The sequence below is a fragment of the Actinophytocola sp. KF-1 genome, from assembly GCF_054661535.1.
Genome location: NZ_BAAFVK010000005.1, coordinates 114,379 through 129,903 on the forward strand (window position 1 = coordinate 114,379; position 15,525 = coordinate 129,903).

At 71.6% G+C, this 15,525-nt stretch carries 13 protein-coding genes; all 13 read right to left on the reverse strand.

Translation table 11 applies throughout. The features are described from left to right. Nucleotides 1-574: 574 nt before the first annotated feature. The gene (locus tag ACYQ77_RS16595) at nucleotides 575-1,633 is read right to left on the reverse strand and encodes a 3-oxoacyl-[acyl-carrier-protein] synthase III C-terminal domain-containing protein (protein ID WP_459712149.1); all 1,059 of its coding nucleotides are present in this window, start codon (nucleotides 1,631-1,633) and stop codon (nucleotides 575-577) included. Further along, on the reverse strand, nucleotides 1,620-1,868 hold the full coding sequence (locus ACYQ77_RS16600; protein ID WP_459712151.1) for a hypothetical protein: 249 nt from the start codon (nucleotides 1,866-1,868) through the stop codon (nucleotides 1,620-1,622). The genes ACYQ77_RS16595 and ACYQ77_RS16600 overlap by 14 nt, the downstream gene beginning before the upstream one ends. Before the next feature lie 422 nt (nucleotides 1,869-2,290). After that, on the reverse strand, nucleotides 2,291-3,178 hold the full coding sequence (locus tag ACYQ77_RS16605) for a GNAT family N-acetyltransferase (protein WP_459712153.1): 888 nt from the start codon (nucleotides 3,176-3,178) through the stop codon (nucleotides 2,291-2,293). Continuing rightward, nucleotides 3,175-4,128 carry a hydroxyacid dehydrogenase gene (locus ACYQ77_RS16610; protein ID WP_459712156.1) on the reverse strand — a complete coding sequence of 318 codons (954 nt, stop codon included), beginning with the start codon at nucleotides 4,126-4,128 and terminating at the stop codon, nucleotides 3,175-3,177. The genes ACYQ77_RS16605 and ACYQ77_RS16610 overlap by 4 nt, the downstream gene beginning before the upstream one ends. Continuing rightward, the gene (locus ACYQ77_RS16615) at nucleotides 4,112-5,098 is read right to left on the reverse strand and encodes a dihydrodipicolinate synthase family protein (RefSeq protein ID WP_459712159.1); all 987 of its coding nucleotides are present in this window, start codon (nucleotides 5,096-5,098) and stop codon (nucleotides 4,112-4,114) included. Before ACYQ77_RS16615 ends, ACYQ77_RS16610 begins: the two co-directional genes overlap by 17 nt. Next, nucleotides 5,098-6,117, reverse strand: a complete 1,020-nt coding sequence (locus ACYQ77_RS16620) for an NAD-dependent epimerase/dehydratase family protein (RefSeq protein ID WP_459712162.1) — start codon at nucleotides 6,115-6,117, stop codon at nucleotides 5,098-5,100. Before ACYQ77_RS16620 ends, ACYQ77_RS16615 begins: the two co-directional genes overlap by 1 nt. Before the next feature lie 2 nt (nucleotides 6,118-6,119). Next, nucleotides 6,120-6,950 carry a carbohydrate ABC transporter permease gene (locus ACYQ77_RS16625; RefSeq protein ID WP_459712164.1) on the reverse strand — a complete coding sequence of 277 codons (831 nt, stop codon included), beginning with the start codon at nucleotides 6,948-6,950 and terminating at the stop codon, nucleotides 6,120-6,122. Next, nucleotides 6,947-7,852, reverse strand: a complete 906-nt coding sequence (locus ACYQ77_RS16630) for a carbohydrate ABC transporter permease (protein ID WP_459712167.1) — start codon at nucleotides 7,850-7,852, stop codon at nucleotides 6,947-6,949. Before ACYQ77_RS16630 ends, ACYQ77_RS16625 begins: the two co-directional genes overlap by 4 nt. 64 nt (nucleotides 7,853-7,916) lie before the next feature. Further along, nucleotides 7,917-9,140, reverse strand: coding sequence for an ABC transporter substrate-binding protein (locus ACYQ77_RS16635; RefSeq protein ID WP_459712170.1), 1,224 nt, complete (start codon nucleotides 9,138-9,140; stop codon nucleotides 7,917-7,919). A gap of 27 nt (nucleotides 9,141-9,167) precedes the next feature. Beyond that, a complete protein-coding gene (locus tag ACYQ77_RS16640; RefSeq protein WP_459712173.1) occupies nucleotides 9,168-10,427 on the reverse strand; it encodes a Gfo/Idh/MocA family protein in 1,260 nt (419 codons plus the stop codon). Next, nucleotides 10,420-12,528, reverse strand: a complete 2,109-nt coding sequence (locus ACYQ77_RS16645) for a hypothetical protein (RefSeq protein WP_459712176.1) — start codon at nucleotides 12,526-12,528, stop codon at nucleotides 10,420-10,422. Before ACYQ77_RS16645 ends, ACYQ77_RS16640 begins: the two co-directional genes overlap by 8 nt. An 11-nt stretch (nucleotides 12,529-12,539) precedes the next feature. Beyond that, nucleotides 12,540-14,363: a hypothetical protein gene (locus ACYQ77_RS16650; protein WP_459712178.1), complete on the reverse strand. Its 1,824-nt coding sequence runs from the start codon at nucleotides 14,361-14,363 to the stop codon at nucleotides 12,540-12,542. Nucleotides 14,364-14,616: 253 nt separating this feature from the next. Beyond that, complete coding sequence (locus tag ACYQ77_RS16655; protein WP_459712181.1) at nucleotides 14,617-15,411, reverse strand: IclR family transcriptional regulator; 795 nt, start codon at nucleotides 15,409-15,411, stop codon at nucleotides 14,617-14,619. Between the last annotated feature and the right edge of the window lie 114 nt (nucleotides 15,412-15,525).

Here is a 15,525-nt window from a genome sequence, read left to right on the forward strand (position 1 = left end):
GGTGAGCACACTAGCGCCCCTGCCCTCGATTCGCCCTGCGGTTCGGCATGGGTGGGGTCGGCGGTTGCGGGTTTGCGTGGGCGGGGCGCTGCGAGGCGGGCGCTGCGCGCCCGGCCCGCGAAGCGGGTGCACGGCACCCGGCGGCCTGCCTACCGGCAAGCTCCGAACCCAACCCTCGGCCGCCCCCGCCGACTCCAGACACCGACACCCGATGGAGCCACTGGGCCCGCGAGGCGGGCGCGCAGCGCCCGCCTCGCGGCACACCACCAAACCCCGGGCCCCCACCCATCCGGCGAGAACCAGGCCCAACGCAGAGCAGCCACACCGACCCACACACCCGACAGGAACCCGAACCCCAACACCGCCGCCAGCCGCTACGCGCCCGGCCCGCGAAGCGGGCCCGCGAAGCGCCCGCTTCGCGGGCCCGCCCACCGACGCCACCAAACCGACACGCCACCCACCCGGCGAGTCCCAGGCCCATCCCGCGACAGCCACCCCGACCGACACATCCCATGAACCCGCCCCGGGCCGGGCACAACGCCGGAAGGCCACCGGCACCCCGACGAAACCAGCCTCAACACCCGGCCCCGTCACCGACCGAGACCCGATGAGGCCCCACCTCCAGCACCACCGCGGTCCACGTCATGCCGACGCCGATGCCCAGCAGCAGCACGTGATCCCCGACCCCGACGCCACCACTGCGCAACAGGTGGTCCAGCGCCACGACCTGATCGCTCGCCGCCATGTGTCCGACCCGCAGACCCAGCTCGGTCATCGTCCGGTCCGGTGTGATGCCCAGGGGGCGCAGGACCTGCGTCTCGACCAGGTGGCGGCCGTAGTGGGGCGCGCAGATCCGTGCCATGTCCGGCAGGTCGAGACCGGCCTCCGACAGCGCGGTCTTGACCACCGCGGACACGGCCTCCCCGTTGCGGGCGTTCACCTCGCTCGCGCCGCGGGCGGCGAGCCACTGCCGCTTGCGCCGCCGGATGTCGATCGGGCGGGTGGCCGCCACGCTCGCGGGCCGAAACGGTTCGTCGCCGCGTTGGAGGCCCTCCAGTGCCGGGTCGGTGAACGACGCGATCGACACCACCCGCGCGAGCCCGGGTCTGCGGGACAGCACGACGGCGCTGCCCGCGTCGCCGTAGACGATGCCGATGTCCGTGCTCCAGTGCGGGAAACCGGGTGCGCCGAACCGGTCGCCTGCGGTGATGAGCGCGGTGTCGCGGTCGAGTCGACCACACAGGACACTGGCAGCCAGGTCCATGCTCGCGACCACGCTGTTGCTCATCGCGTTGATCTCGAGGGTCAGGCCGGGGCCCGCGGTGATGCCGAGTTCGTTGCGGACGTACGAGGCGGCGTGCCAGAAGTCGATGCCGGAGTGGTAGATCCCGGCGTGCAGGCACAGCGCCGGCCACAACGGTTCCCCCGTGATGGCACGGGCCTGCCGCAGGGCCTCCCTGCCCGCCCGCACGGCCAGCTCTGGTCCGGACCGCCGCGCCACCGCCGTGGACAGCTGGCCGGTGCGGGCCGCGTCGTCCACGGTGAACTCACCCGTCCCCAGCGGCACGCTCACCGCGACCGGATCGCCGACGTCGCACCCGATCCCGGCGAGGTGGACGTCATCGAACAGCATGCGCGGGCACCTCCGGGCGCACGACCACTTCCACGACGTCACCGTCGGCACGGGGCGCCGTGGTCGCGGCGAAACCCGACGCGACGAGCGCCGCGACCACGGCGACCGGGTCGCCGTCGGCGAACCGGTGGAAACCCGTGAAACGGGGTCGTTCGGCGCCCGGTGCCGCGACGGCCAGGTGCGCCCAGCCCGTCTCGCGGTCCCAGCGGACGACCAGCGCGAACGTGTCGGTCAACGGAACTCCCTTTCCGCACAGCGATCAGCACGCCCCTCCCGGGCGTGCTGATCGAACGATGTGGACGGAGCAGGACCCCCGCTGGTCCTGCTCCGCCGGTGATGGCGGGCCGCGTCGTCGGAGCCCGCCGGACGGGGCCGAACCTAACCCGGTGGCCAGGCGGAAACCCGCGACCACCCCCCGGCCGCCGGACCTGGCCGGCGTGGCTGCTATGGCATGTCCCGCCCCCACCGACCGGCGGCACACGTTAGTGCGCACCCTCACCCGCAGTGATCATCCGGTGCGCGGTCACGGCCCCAGTCCACGGGATGATCATCGTCCGGGTGACAACACTCCCCGGGTCCCCCCTGCGGGGGACCGCACGCGGCCCGGCCACCACCGGCTCACCTCAGCCAAGGGGTCGTCGCGCGCTCAGCGGCTGATCAGAAGTAGTCCGCCGTCCAGTGGACCGCCGCCGGTGCCGTCACGACGGCCATGACCTCCTCGGCTCCACTGTGGAGCGGGCGGACCATCCCCGTCCGATCCACTTCGGGGGACCACGTGGCGAACAGCGCGGGCAGTGCCGCTTCCGGCGGCGCCAGCAACCGGCCCGCCGCCACCCCACGCCGGCCGGCGGCGCGGGCAACCGCTTCGAACAACGGCCGCGTCGCGTCCGGCCGCGCCGCGAACTCGACGACGTCACCGGTACGCCAGTCGGCCACGGCGTACGCCACCGGCGTGCCGTGCTCGCGGACCAGCAGGATCTCGTGCCCGCGCCCGTACCAGACCGGCACGCGGGCCACCCAGTCCTCGGGTGAACGCACCGTGGTGAGCGGCCGGGGTGAACGCGCGTGGAGGTCCGCCAGCACCGGCCACGCGTCCAGGCGCGCCGACCCGGCCGTCCACCCGGGACGTTCCGGCGCCCCGGCGGCGAACGTGCCACGCACGTGCACGCGGTCGAAGACCGTCCACCCGGCGTAGACCCCCGGCGTGCCCGTGAACAGCAGCGACCACGCGCACCCGTGCGCCGTCATCGACTCCACGGCCATCGCCAGCAGGCGCCGGACGAGGCCCTGTCCCCTGGCGCGCGGCAGCGTCGCGACGCTCGACACGCAGCCGACCAGGTGCACCGCCCCGCCGAGGCCACGCACCTGCCGCGGCAGCCAGTACACCACCGCCACGGGCCCGTCACCGTCGTACGCGAGGAACGTGCGGTCGGCGCGGCCCGGGTCCTGCCCGTAGAGCGGCGCGACGTGCCCGGCGTCCGGGAACACCTGCCGCCACAACGCGTGGAGCGCGGGCCCGCCGTCCCCGGTGCGGAACTCGATCACCCGGTCCTCGCCAGCATCTCGGATGTCACCTCGTGCCGCAGCGGCTGCCCGGACCGGTACCGCTCGATCTCGTCGAGCACGATCGTGCCCTGCCGGACCCGGCCCTCGACCGTGCCCGCCGCCTGGTGCGGGGTGAGCAGGACGTTGGGCAGGGTGCGCAGCTCGTGGCCGACCGGGAGCGGCTCGCTGTCGAACACGTCGATGGCCGCGTCGAGGCGGCCGGTGCGCAGTTCCGCCAGCAGCGCGTCCTCGTCGACCAGCCAGGAGCGGGCGGTGTTGACCAGGCCGGCGCCGTCCGGCATGAGCGCCAGTTCGCGGGCGCCGAGCAGGTGCCGGGTCTCCGGCAGCACCGGCGCGTGGAGGGCCACGATCCGGCTCGTCGCCAGGAGTTCGTCGAGCGGCACGCCACCGGGGAAGTACGGGTCGCTCACCGACACCCGCGCACCCAACGCCATCGCCAGCTCCATGTACGCCCGTCCGGTGCGGGACGCGCCGACGACACCGATCGGGCAGCCGAGGACCTCGTGCCGGGCCGGCGCCCGCGACGCCACCGCCCACTCGGCACCGGCGTGCAGCGCGTGGTCGAACCGCGGCAGCCGGTGCAGCAGCGACAGCGTGAACGCGAGCGCCACCTCCGCGACCGGCCGTGCCATCGCCTGCCCGGCCTGCGTCACCCGGACGCCGCGCGCGAACAGCGCGTCGGTGACGAAGAACTTCACCGACGCGCCGATGTGCGCGACCAGCCGCAGGTCCGGCGCCCGGTCGAGCAGTTCCGCGTCGAGCACGGGCACGCCCCAGCCCGTCACCAGCACCTCCGTGCCGGGCAGCGCGGCGGCCAGCCCGGTCACGTCGTCGAGCAGCCGCGCGGCGCCGACGCCGGACGGGAAGACGGCGGCACGCACGTCCGGGGGCACGCAGACCAGCGTGGTCGCGTCAGGAGAGCCAGGCATCACGGTGCTCCGCGACGAACTCGTCGTCGACGAGCCACGGGTACGCGGCGCTGACGCGGGTCAGCTCGTCGGCTTGCCCAGGCGAGAGCGTCTCGTCCGGGTCCAGGCACCAGATCCCCTCGAGCAGCCCCTGACGGCGCAGCACCTCGTGCACGCCGGCGATGCAGCCCGCGAACCCGTTGGCCGCGTCGAACACGGCCGCGTTCGCGTCGGTCAGCTCCTGCGCCTTCGCGACCAACGCGCCCGGGTCGGTGCGCACCTGCTCGACCATCGTCACCGCGGCACGTGTCCACACCGCCCACTGTCCCAGCAGGCCGCCGCGGAACCGCAGACCGCCGGGGAGTGTCGCGAGCAGGTCGCCGATGATGTGGTCGTCGTTGCCGGTGTACAGCGCGACCTCGGCACGCCGGTCGGCGGCGGCGACGCCGTGCGCGACGTCGAGGGTGCGGTACCGGTCGAACGGGGCCACCTTGATCGCCGCCGTGGTCGGCTGGTCGGCGAGCGCACGCCAGAACCCGCGGGACAGCACCGGTCCGCCGATCGCCGACTGGAGGTAGAACCCGATCACGGGCAGCACCTCCCCCACGGCCTTCGCGCGGTCGAGCAGGTCCGCCTCGGTGGCGCCGGGCACGACGGGTGACAACAGGACCGCGTCGTAGCCGAGGTCGGCGGCGAGCGACGCCTCCGCGACCGCCTGCTCCACCGGACCGCAGGCGCCTGCGACGGCGACGACCGCGCGATCCTGCTCCTTCATCGTCTCGGCGGCCAGCTCCAGCACCGGCCGGAACAGCCCGGCCTCGCGGATCGCGAACTGTGTCGTGTGGACGCCGACGGCGAGCCCGCCCGCGCCGGCCGCCAGGTAGTACCGGGTGAGCGCCCGCTGGTGGCGCTCGTCGAGGGTGCGGTCCGCGGTGAGCGCGAGCGGGTGGGCCGGGATGACCGTGCCGTCGAGCAGCGGTGCGAGCGGCATCAGAACCTCCCGTCCCGCACGGCGAACTTCGTCGGCTTCCCCGCCATCGGCATCCCCCGCGACAGCCAGTCCGCCTGCCAGTCGACCAGCACACCGAGCGGCACGTCCGGGTAGCCGAACAGCCGGTGGCACGCGGTCGCGTCGTTGAGCAGCGCGGTCGGCGCCTCGGTGCCGGTGAACGACGCCTCGGTGCCGAACCGCTCCGCGAACGCGGCCGCGACCCGGCGGACCGGCACGGTCTCCGGCCCGGTGAGGTTCAGCACGAACGCGTCCGTGGCGGCGTGGTCGAGGGACCGCAGCGCGACCTCGTTGGCGTAGCGCTGCCACACCACGTTGACGTGCCCGGTCGTGACGTCGACGGGCTCGCCCGCGAGCACGGTCTGCCCGACGTCCGCCAGCACCCCGTACCGCAGGTCGACCGCGTAGTTGAGCCGCAGGATGCTCACCGGCACACCCTGGGCGGCCGCGTGCTGGAACACGCGTTCCCGCCCGAGGCAGCTCATCGCGTACTCCCCGACCGGCCCGACCGGGTCGGTCTCCTGACAGCCACCCGTCGCGAGGTCGACGAGCGGGTACACGTTGCCGGTGGAGAACGCGGCGATCCGCGCGTCCCGGTAGCGCTCGGCCACCCGTGCCGGGAGCGCCGCGTTGACCGCCCACGCGAGGTGGGGCGCTGCGGCGGTGCCGAACTTGGCGCCCACCATGAACACGACGTCGCTGCCGTCCGGGAGCGTGGTCAGGTCCGGGTTGCCGAGCAGGTCGAAGCTCACCGTGCGGACGCCGTGCGCCGCCAGGGACCTGGCCGCGGCCGGGTCGGACCACCGCGACACCGCCCACACCGTGTCCTGCCCACGGCCCGCGGCGTCGAGCCCGCGCCGGGCGAGGCGGCACAGCGTCGGGCCCATCTTCCCGCCCGCGCCGAGCACGACGAGGTCACCGGCTCCCGCGCGCAGGGAGTCGACGAGTGCGCCTGACGGGGCCGTGAGCGCGTCTTCCAGTGCTTCTTCGGAGTCGAACATCCTCATCCCTTGATTCCGGACATGGTCACGCCCTCGGTGAGGTAGCGCTGGCCGACCAGGTAGGCGGCGAAGATCGGTATGAACGCGATGGTCGCGCCGGCGAGCACCACGTTGAGCGGCACGTTCTCCTCCTGCAGCGCCGCGATGCCGACGGTGAGCGTGCGCATGTCGGTGCTCTTGCCGACCAGCAGCGGCCACAGGAAGTCGTTCCAGTGCCACAGGAACACGAACAGGCCCAGCGTCGCCAGGATCGGCTTGCACAGCGGCAGCACGATCGTGGTGAAGATCCGCCACTCCGACGCGCCGTCAAGCTTCGCCGCCTCGAACAGCTCGTCGGGCAGCGTGCCGATGAACTGCCGCATCAGGAACACGGCCTGGGCGTTGGCGAGCGTGGGCACGATCAGGCCCCAGTACGTGTCGACCCCGCCCGCTTCGGCGATCAGCACGAACAGCGGGATCAGCGTGACGTGGTAGGGCACCATCACCATGGCGAGGAACGACCAGAACATCGTCTCCTTGCCGGGGAACCGCTTCTTGGCGAACGCGTACCCGGCGAGCGCCGACAGCAGCAGCACCAGCACGACGCTGACGAGCGAGTACACCAGCGTGTTCAGCGTCCACAGCGGGATGTCGCCGCCGCCGATCACGCGGTCGTACGCCGAGGTGTCGACCGGCCACGGCAGCAGGCTCTTCGGGAACTCCACGGCGGCGACCGGCTTCAGGCTCAGCACCACCATGGCGTAGAACGGGAAGATCGTCACCACCGACGCGACGGCGAGGAACACCCCGCGCAGGAGCTTCCCGCCGCGGCGGGGTTCGAGTGCGGTGCTCACTTCGACCTCCCGATCAGGACGCGCTGCAGCAGCGCGACGAACAGCGTGAGCACGAACAGCGCGACGCCGAGCGCGCTCGCGTACCCGAGGTCGAAGTACTGGAAACCCTGGTCGTACAACGCCATGACGAGCGTGTAGCTCGACCGGGCCGGGCCGCCGCCGGTCATCACGTACACCAGGTCGAACACCTGGAACGAGGTGGTCGTCTCGATCACGGCGAGGAAGAACAGCGCCGGCCGCAGCTGCGGCAGGACCACGTGCCGGAACCGCGCCCACGTGCCGGCGCCGTCGACGAGCGCCGCCTCCTCCAGCTCGCGCGGCACGTCCTGCAACCTGGCCAGGATGATCAGCATCCCGTACCCGCAGCGGGACCACACGGACACGACGACCAGCGCCGGGATCACCAGCACGGTCGACGCGAGCCACGAGTCGCCGATCAGCTTGCCGAGCGGGCCGGACGACGAGAACAGCCACGTGAAGATCGTGGCCGCGAGCACGAGGCTGGTGATCACCGGCAGGAAGAACACCGAGCGGAACAGCTTCGAGCCGCGGAACGACCGCCGCACCAGCAAGGCGAGCCCGAGCGACGTGGCGATCGACAGCGGCAGGTACAGCACCGTGAAGACCACGGTCACCTTCAGCGCCTGCCAGAACAGCGGGTCGTCGACCATGCGGACGAAGTTGTCGAACCCGGTGAACCGCGGCGCGTCCCCGAGGGTGTACTCGAAGAACGCGAGCAGGACGCCGACGATGGCGGGCCCGAACCGGAACACCAGGAACAGCAGGAAGCACGGCAGCACGAAAGCCAGACCCCAGAAGGCTTCCGGCCGCATGCGCCTCGGCGTGCGCCGTGGTGGTCGCGACGCGGGGGCCCGCGGTGGCGCGGGAGCGGTGACCGTCATCGTGGTCCTCACAGGTGGTTGGGCATGGCGGCCGGGCCGACCGGACCGGCCCGGCCGCCACGTACTACTGGCCGATCAGGCTGTTCGCCGCCTCGGCCGCGTCGGACAGTGCCTGCTCCGGGCTCTTCTGCCCGATGAGCGCGGCCTGGATCTCCGGTGCGAGCACGCCCATCACGTCCCGGGCCTTGTCGTGCAGCGGGGCGCCGACCATCAGGTCGAGCGTCTTCTCGACCTCGGCCTGCGGGCCGTCGGTGTACAGCGCGCCGGTGGAGGCGAACGGCGAGAAGTAGTTGCCCGCCGTGTCGTAGGCCTTCGTCACCTCGGGGCTGCTCACGTACGCCAGCCACTCGGCAGCCGCCTCCTTGGCGTCGGACTGCTTCAGCATGGACAGCGCGCCGATCGAGCCGTAGCCGACCCGCTCCTCGTCCTTCAGCGGCGGGTGGATCGTGATGGCGTCCGCGCCCCAGAACGACTCGACGTCCGCGGGCAGCTGCTGCCACGTGCACGCGACCTTGCCCTGCGCGAGCCGGGTCTGCTCGAACGCCGGGATGCCGGTGATGAGCTCCTTCTCGGTGTAGCCCTTGTCGACCAGCTCCTTGAGGAACGTCAGCGCCTTGACCCCGGCGTCGCCGTCGAACGCGGTCTTGCTGCCGTCCTCGCTGAAGACGTCACCGCCCGCCTCCCACAGCAGCGGGTAGAACGACTGGTTGAGCGTGGCGGACGGGTCGGCGTAGTAGTTGGTGACGTCGAAGCCCTTCGCCTTGAGCTTCGGAGCGATCGCCAGCATGTCGTCCCACGTCTCGGGTGCTTCCACACCGGCGGCGTCGAGCACCTTCTGGTTGCACATCAACGGGTTGGCGCCCATGAGGATCGGCGCGCCCATCAGCTTGCCGTCGATGGTGACGGCTTCCTTGACGTTGTCCCGGTAGTCGTTCTTGGTCTCGTCCGGCAGGTACTGGTCGACCGGCTGGACGAGCTTGGCGAACTTGGGGATCTGGTCCGGGATCAGGTACACCAGGTCGGGCGCCTTGTTCCCGGCGATGGCCGTGGTCAGCGACTCCTCCCGCTTGGCCCACGGGTAGATCTCGACCTTCACGTCGATGTTCGGGTGGTCCTTGGTGAAGGCGTCGATCTGCTTGTCCCAGAAGTCACGGTGCTGCGCCTCGTCCGGGATGACCGGGTACACCCACATGGTGACGTCCTGTTCGGAGTCACCTGCGGAGCCGCACGCCGTCGTCGTGGCGGCGAGTGCGGCCACCAGGGCGGTCGCGATCGCGCGGAGTTTCATGGTCGTTCCTCTCGGGGTGTGGACGTGTCAGGTGGCGGGCACGGTGACGACCGTGCCGGTGTGTCGCGCGTGCTCGGCGGCGAACACGGCGAGGTGGCCGGCGAGGGAGTCGGCAGGGCCGGAGCGGATGAGGGCCTCGTCGCCGGTGGCGAGGGACTCGACGAACGCGGCCATCACGCCGTCGTCACCGCCGCCGTGCCCGTCGCCCGCGTTGGTGGCACCGGTGGTGCCCGCATCGTGGACCTCGGTCCTCCCGGTGCGGAAGTCCAGGACGGACAGTCGTTCGCCGTCGCCGATGATCCGGCCGTGGGTGCCGAAGATCCGCGTCTGCCGGTGGGTCTGCTCGGTGAAGGCGGTCATGGTGAACGTGCCGGTCGCGCCGCCCTCGAACTCGATGGCCAGCACCTGGTGGTCGACCACGTCGTTGTCGCAGGCGTACACGCACCGGCCGTACGGACCGGTCCGCAGCGCCTCGGTGAGCCCCGCCTCGTCGGTGGCGTCGGTGATCGCCGAGACCGGCCAGACCGCGCCCTTCTCCCGCAGCACCGGGTAGTACAGCTTCGGTGCGGAGTAGGGGCAGTCCGGTTCGATCGCGCAGTCCAGGCACCGGTCGGCCGCGCCCTCGGGCCGCTTCTCCGGCCGGAAGTGCCCGAGGTCGCCGAAGCTCGCGACCCGCGCCACGCGTCGACCGGTCACGTAGGACAGCCAGTCCAGGTCGTGGCACGACTTGGCGAGCAGCATGGGGCTGGCGAGCTTCTCGCTGCGCCACGGGCCGCGGACGTAGGAGTGGGCGGCGTGCCACCACCCGACCGGTTCGAGGTGCTCGACGCTCATGATCTCGCCGACCACCCCGGTCGCGAGCACGTCGACCAGGAGGTTCGTGTACGGGGTGTAGCGCAGCACGTGGCAGACGGCGAGCCGCACCCCGAACGCGGTGACCGCGTCGACGACCTCCCGGCACTCCTGCTCGGTCGGCGCGATCGGCTTCTCCAGCAGCAGGTGCCTGCCGGCCCGGGCGAACGCGATCGCCGGGGCGACGTGCTCCCGGTCCTGGGTCGCGATGATCACCGCGTCCACACCGGTGCCCGCCACGAGCAGGTCCTGCCACGACTCGTACTCCGCCGCGCCGGGGTGCTGGGTGGCGACCGCCGCGCGGCGGACCGCGTCGGGTTCGGCGACCGCGACCAGGCGCGCCCGGTCGGGGTGGCGGGCGACCCAGGAGGCGTAGGTCTGCCCTCGGTTGCCCGCACCGACGAGCGCCAGCGTGACCGGTGGCCGCTCAGACACGGAGGTTCCCCGAGGTCTGGACGCGGTCGCCGTCGGCGGGCACCGCGCGGGTGACCCCCTCCTCGACGCACGCGGTGTGCTGGAGGAACGACCCGTCGCCGAACCCGCCGTCGGCGAGCGTGAGCTTGCCTCCGGAGAACTGCGCGCCGACGGCCGAGTAGGCGTTCTTCCCGGCGGTGATCTCCACGTGCGCGGTGCCGTCGGACGCGACGCTGCGGTAGTCCCGCAGCTCCCACCGGACCGTGCCGGTGGCGTCGGCACGCGACAGGAACGCCGTGGCGCTGTTGGTGCCGCTCACGACGGTCCCACCGCCGACGTGCAGGCGCTGGTCTGCCTTGCCCGCGAGCCGGATGCCGGTGCCGGACAGGGTGCTGCCCGCCACCGTGACGGCCGACGCGGCGACCGTGACCGGCGCGCCACCCTCCCGGCCGGTGAGCGTGCTGCCGGTCAGGTGCAGCTCACCGGTGCCGTTGAACGCGTTGCCGTCCAGGTTGGACAGTGTGGTGCGCACGAGGTGGACCGGCTTGGTCACCGACGCCTGCACGATCTCCGTGCCGGTGGCGATGGAGAAGTCGCAGCCCTCGATGATGTTCGGCCGCGCGGACAGCGCCGATGCCTGGGAGATGATCAGCCGGTCGTCGGCCGAGCAGCCGCGCAGCTGGACGCCGTCGGCGTTGACCCAGATCATCCCGGAGCCCGCGAGCCCTTCCTTCCTGATGACCCGCATGTCCTCCAGCGTCAGGTCGGTGACCTTGACCCGGGCGACGAACCAGGAGCAGACGTGCCGCTTGACGGTGATCCGTTTCGCGGCCGAACCCCAGGCCGCGCCGGAGTTCGCGAACGTCATCAGGCCGGAGTTGCCGATGTAGACGAGGTCGTGCTCGTACTGGCCGTGCGTGACGAACGGGCCCTGGTCGTCGCCGTCGCCGTGGCAGTTCTCGACGAGCCCGTACGCGGACGCGGTCCAGTCGTTGAGGTGCCGGGCGTTCGACGTGTGGCAGTCGGCGACGTGCCCGTACAGGCAGTAGATCTGCTGGGTCAGGTAGCCCGCGCCGCCGTAGGTGACCGACTTGGGGTTGGCGAGCGAGCAGGCGCGGGTCTGGAAGTGCGTGCACCAGCGGCGCATCACGACCGGCCAGAACGTGCCGGTGGCGTCGAGGCCGGACACGTCGCACCACGTGGCGTACTCGTAGGCCACCGGGTGCGCGCCGCTGTACTGGTCGGTGCCGGTGCCGACGAAGACCATGTTCCGGACGTGGACGCGCTCGACGGGTTCGACACGGGTCCACGTGATCGTCCGGCCCGCCTTGAGCGGCCAGCCGTTGAGGTAGTTGACGCGGATGTGCGTGCCGTCGACGATCTGCGTGACCTGCAACAGCTTCTGCAGTTCGCGCTCCCACGTGCCGTTGGTCCTGTTGACCTCGGCGGCCCACCACTGGCCGACCGCGAACGCGCTCGCGTCCGGGACCTGGAAGACGTCGGACAGCTCGGGCATGTCCGCGCTCAGCGTGGCGGTCACGACGGTGTCGGTGACCGTGCCGCGGAAGAACATCACCGCGCCGAACGGGTTGTCGTGGGAGTTGGGTTCGATGCCGTCGGTGCGGACGGTGTTGCCGCCGAAGTCCAGTTCGAGGTCGGACCGGGTGAACGTGTGGCGGCGGGTGAACAGCAGGTCGGTGTGCGCCTCGACGCGGCTGATCGCCGGGTCGCGCACGAGCGCGTCGAGCGCGTCGTCGGCGGGCTGCTCCGCGTCGAACAGGCCGAACGTGCGGAAGTCGCCGGTGCCGTCGTGGAGCTGGCGCCAGCGGCCCTTGCCGCCGCTGCCGATCACGGTGCCGCCGTTGGGTTTCGCCGTGTCGTTCGCGGCCCACCGGACGAGCATGCCGCCGCCGTCGCCGGGTTTGTGGTACCCGGCGACCTGGACGAGGGTCCCGTCGGGGGTCCCGCGGAGAGCGAGCAGGTCGGCGACGGTGTCGACGGCGCGTACGTCCTTGGCTTCCGCCCGGCCACCGGCGTTCGCGACGCCGGGGGCGAGGAGGGCGAGGCCGCCCGCGCCGCCCGCGGCGAGCACGGCACGGCGGGAGGTCAGGGATGGGTTCATCGTGCGACTCCTCACACGGTCAGGTTCGGGGTGGTGTGGACGCGCGGCCCGTCGGCGGGCACGGCGCGCGTGACGTTCTCTTCGACGCACCGCGTGTGCAGCAGGCAGGATTCGCCCGTGAAGGCGGCGCCGGCGAGGGTGAGCGCGCCGCCGCGGAAGTGGGTGCCGACCGCGCTGTAGCGGTTGGTGCCGGTGGTGATCGACACGTGTGCGTCGTCGGTCGTGCTCAGGTAGTCGCCGAGCTGCCAGACGACCTTCCCGGGGCCTTCGGCGCGGGACAGCAGCGCGCGTGCGGTGTTGGTGCCCTCGACGACCGCGCCGCCGCCGATGACGAGGCGCTGGTCGCGCACGGCGGACAGCGTGATGCCGGTGTTGCTCAGCCTTCCCCCGGACACCACGACCTCGGCGGCGCCGATCAGCATCGGCACGGCGCCGTCACCGCCGTCGATGACGGTGTCGGTGAAGTGGACCGCGCCCGCGCCGCGCAGCACGGCGCCGTTCGCGCCGCGGAACGTGCACCGGACGAAATGGACGGTGGTGCTCACCGGGGTCTGCACGAGCACCTGGTTCGGCGGCAGGTCGAACGCGCAGTCCGCGATGACGTTCGGGCGCGCGGACCGCGTCGAGCGCTGGGCGACCGCGAACGTGCGTGCCGAGCAGCCGCGCATGTGCACGCCGTCGGCGTTGACCGTGAGCGTGCCGCCGGGGTCGAACGTCGACCTCGGCACGACGTGCACGTCCTCGAGCGTCAGGTCGGTGATCTTCGTGTTGGCGACGAACCACGAGCAGACGTGCCGCTTGACCGTGATCCGCTTGGCGCTGATCCCCCACTGCGCGCCGGAGTTCGCGATGTCCATCAGCCCGGAGTTGCCGACGAACACGAGGTCGTGCTCGTACTGGCCGTGGGTGGTGAACGGGTTGCCGCCCGCGTCGTCGCCGTCGCCGTGGCAGTTCTCGACGAGCCCGTACGCGGACGCGGTCCAGTCGTTGAGGTGCCGGGCGTTCGAGGTGTGGCAGTCGGCGACGTGCCCGTACAGGCAGTAGATCTGCTGGGTCAGGTAGCCGGCGCCGCCGTAGAACACGGTCGGCGGGTTCTTCAGCGAGCACCGCTCGGTGCGGAAGAACGTGCACCAGCGGCGCATGACCACCGGCCACCACGTGCGGGTGGCGTGGACGTCCGACACGTCGCACCGGACCGCGTACTCGTAGGCGACCGGGTGCGAGCCGGTGTACTCGCGGTCGTCGGGCAGTTCCCCGTGCAGCGGCCCGTCGTAGGGTGGCGCACCGACGAAGACCATGTTGCGGACGTGGACGCGTTCGACGGGTTCGACACGGGTCCACGTGATCGTCCGGCCCGCCGCCAGTTCCCAGCCGATGCGGTAGTCGACCCGGACGTGTGCCGCGTCGACGATCTGCGTGACCTGCACCATCTTCTGCAGCTCGCGTTCGTCGCGGCCCGCGAGGTTGTTCACGACCGCGGTCCACCACTGACCGACCTGGAACGCCGACGCGTCGCCGACCTCGAACACGTCGGCCTGGTCGGGCATCGTGGCGGTGAGGGTGTGCGTCACCGTGGTGGCGGTGACCGTGCCCTGGAAGAACATCACGGCACCGAACGGGTTGTCGTGCGTGTTGCGTTCGATACCGTCCGTGCGGATCGTGTGCCCGCCGAAGTCGAACTCCACATCGGACCGGGTGAACGTGTGGCGGCGCGTGAACCACAGGTTCGAGTGCGCCTCGATCCGGTGGATCGCCGGGTCGTTCACCAGCGCGTCCAGCGCGTCGTCCGCGGGACGCGAGTCGTCGACGACGCCGAACGTGCGGAAGTCACCCACACCGGTAGGTCTGTGACGGGAAACCGTTGCCACAGCACGAAGAGAACTCGTCATGGAACGCCTCGGCTTTCACGCGATCCAGGCCCGCGGCCGCGAACGACGGCAACGGGAGGGGGAAGGCCGGGCGAACACGCGAGGCGTGCAGGCGGCGGAGCTGCTGACCGAACCTTCCGCGGTCGGGGCTGTGACATCGCGGAGGGCCAGCTGTACGCCCGTTTGGTGGCGAAACTCTAAACAGGACTCGACGAGAACGTCAAGCGGGCACGTACCCCAGCCCCGCCGAGATCCGCGCGGCCGCGTCCCGGACCTGGCGCCCCAGCTCCTGGTACTGCCACGTCGGCAGACCGATCTTCAGCCCGGTGATGCTGATCGCACCCGCGCACGCTCCCGTGTGGTCGCGCAGCGCCGAACCGATGCAGAACACGCCGGTCGCGTCCTCCTCGTCGTCGAACGCGTAGCCGGTCTCGCGGATGTCCCTCAGGTGCGCCAGCAACTGGTCGAGCTGCGTGATCGTGCGATCGGTGCGCTTGGGCAACCCGATCCGCGCGATGAGGTCCGACACCTGCCGGTCGTCCAGCGCGGCGAGCAGCGCCTTGCCCAGGCCGGTGCAGTGCGGCAGCTCGCGCATGCCCATGCGCAGGTCCACCTGCACGCGTTCGCCGTTCATCACCTGGTCGATGACCACCGCGTGGTCGCTCTCGGACACGGCGAGGCGGGACGTCATGCCGGTGGTGCGGGTCAGCTCGACGAGCACGGGCCGGGCGACGTCCCGCAGCGACAGCTGGTCGCGTGCCCGGTCACCGAACCGGGCCAGTGCCATGCCCAGCCGGTACCGCCGGTTCATGCCCTCGCCGTCGTCGGCGACGAGCCCCCGCTGTTGCAGCGTGTGCAGGGTCGCGAACGCGGAGCTCTTGGACAGCCCGCACGCGCTCGCGACCTCGGTCACACTGAGCCCCGTGCCCGGCTCGCCCCCGGCCAGCACCTCCAGCACGTCGACGGCCCTGGCCACGCTGCGGACCCAGTACCGCGACTCCTCGCTGTTCGTCATAGCCGAACAGGCTACGGCATTGCCGCACAAATCTTCAAGCGACTCGTTGACCAGTGCCTTCCGGCCGCTTACGATCGCCGTACTGTTCGACAGGAACGAATAGTGTTTCGTAAA

What these genes read in the sequence shown, in the direction of transcription:
- ACYQ77_RS16595 (WP_459712149.1), bottom strand. Translation starts at nt 1,633, where the DNA reads ATGCTGTTCGATGACGTCCACCTCGCCGGGATCGGGTGCGACGTCGGC.
- ACYQ77_RS16610 (WP_459712156.1), bottom strand. Translation starts at nt 4,128, where the DNA reads ATGCCTGGCTCTCCTGACGCGACCACGCTGGTCTGCGTGCCCCCGGAC.
- ACYQ77_RS16615 (WP_459712159.1), bottom strand. Translation starts at nt 5,098, where the DNA reads ATGCCGCTCGCACCGCTGCTCGACGGCACGGTCATCCCGGCCCACCCG.
- ACYQ77_RS16620 (WP_459712162.1), bottom strand. Translation starts at nt 6,117, where the DNA reads ATGTTCGACTCCGAAGAAGCACTGGAAGACGCGCTCACGGCCCCGTCA.
- ACYQ77_RS16630 (WP_459712167.1), bottom strand. Translation starts at nt 7,852, where the DNA reads ATGACGGTCACCGCTCCCGCGCCACCGCGGGCCCCCGCGTCGCGACCA.
- ACYQ77_RS16635 (WP_459712170.1), bottom strand. Translation starts at nt 9,140, where the DNA reads ATGAAACTCCGCGCGATCGCGACCGCCCTGGTGGCCGCACTCGCCGCC.
- ACYQ77_RS16645 (WP_459712176.1), bottom strand. Translation starts at nt 12,528, where the DNA reads ATGAACCCATCCCTGACCTCCCGCCGTGCCGTGCTCGCCGCGGGCGGC.
- ACYQ77_RS16655 (WP_459712181.1), bottom strand. Translation starts at nt 15,411, where the DNA reads ATGACGAACAGCGAGGAGTCGCGGTACTGGGTCCGCAGCGTGGCCAGG.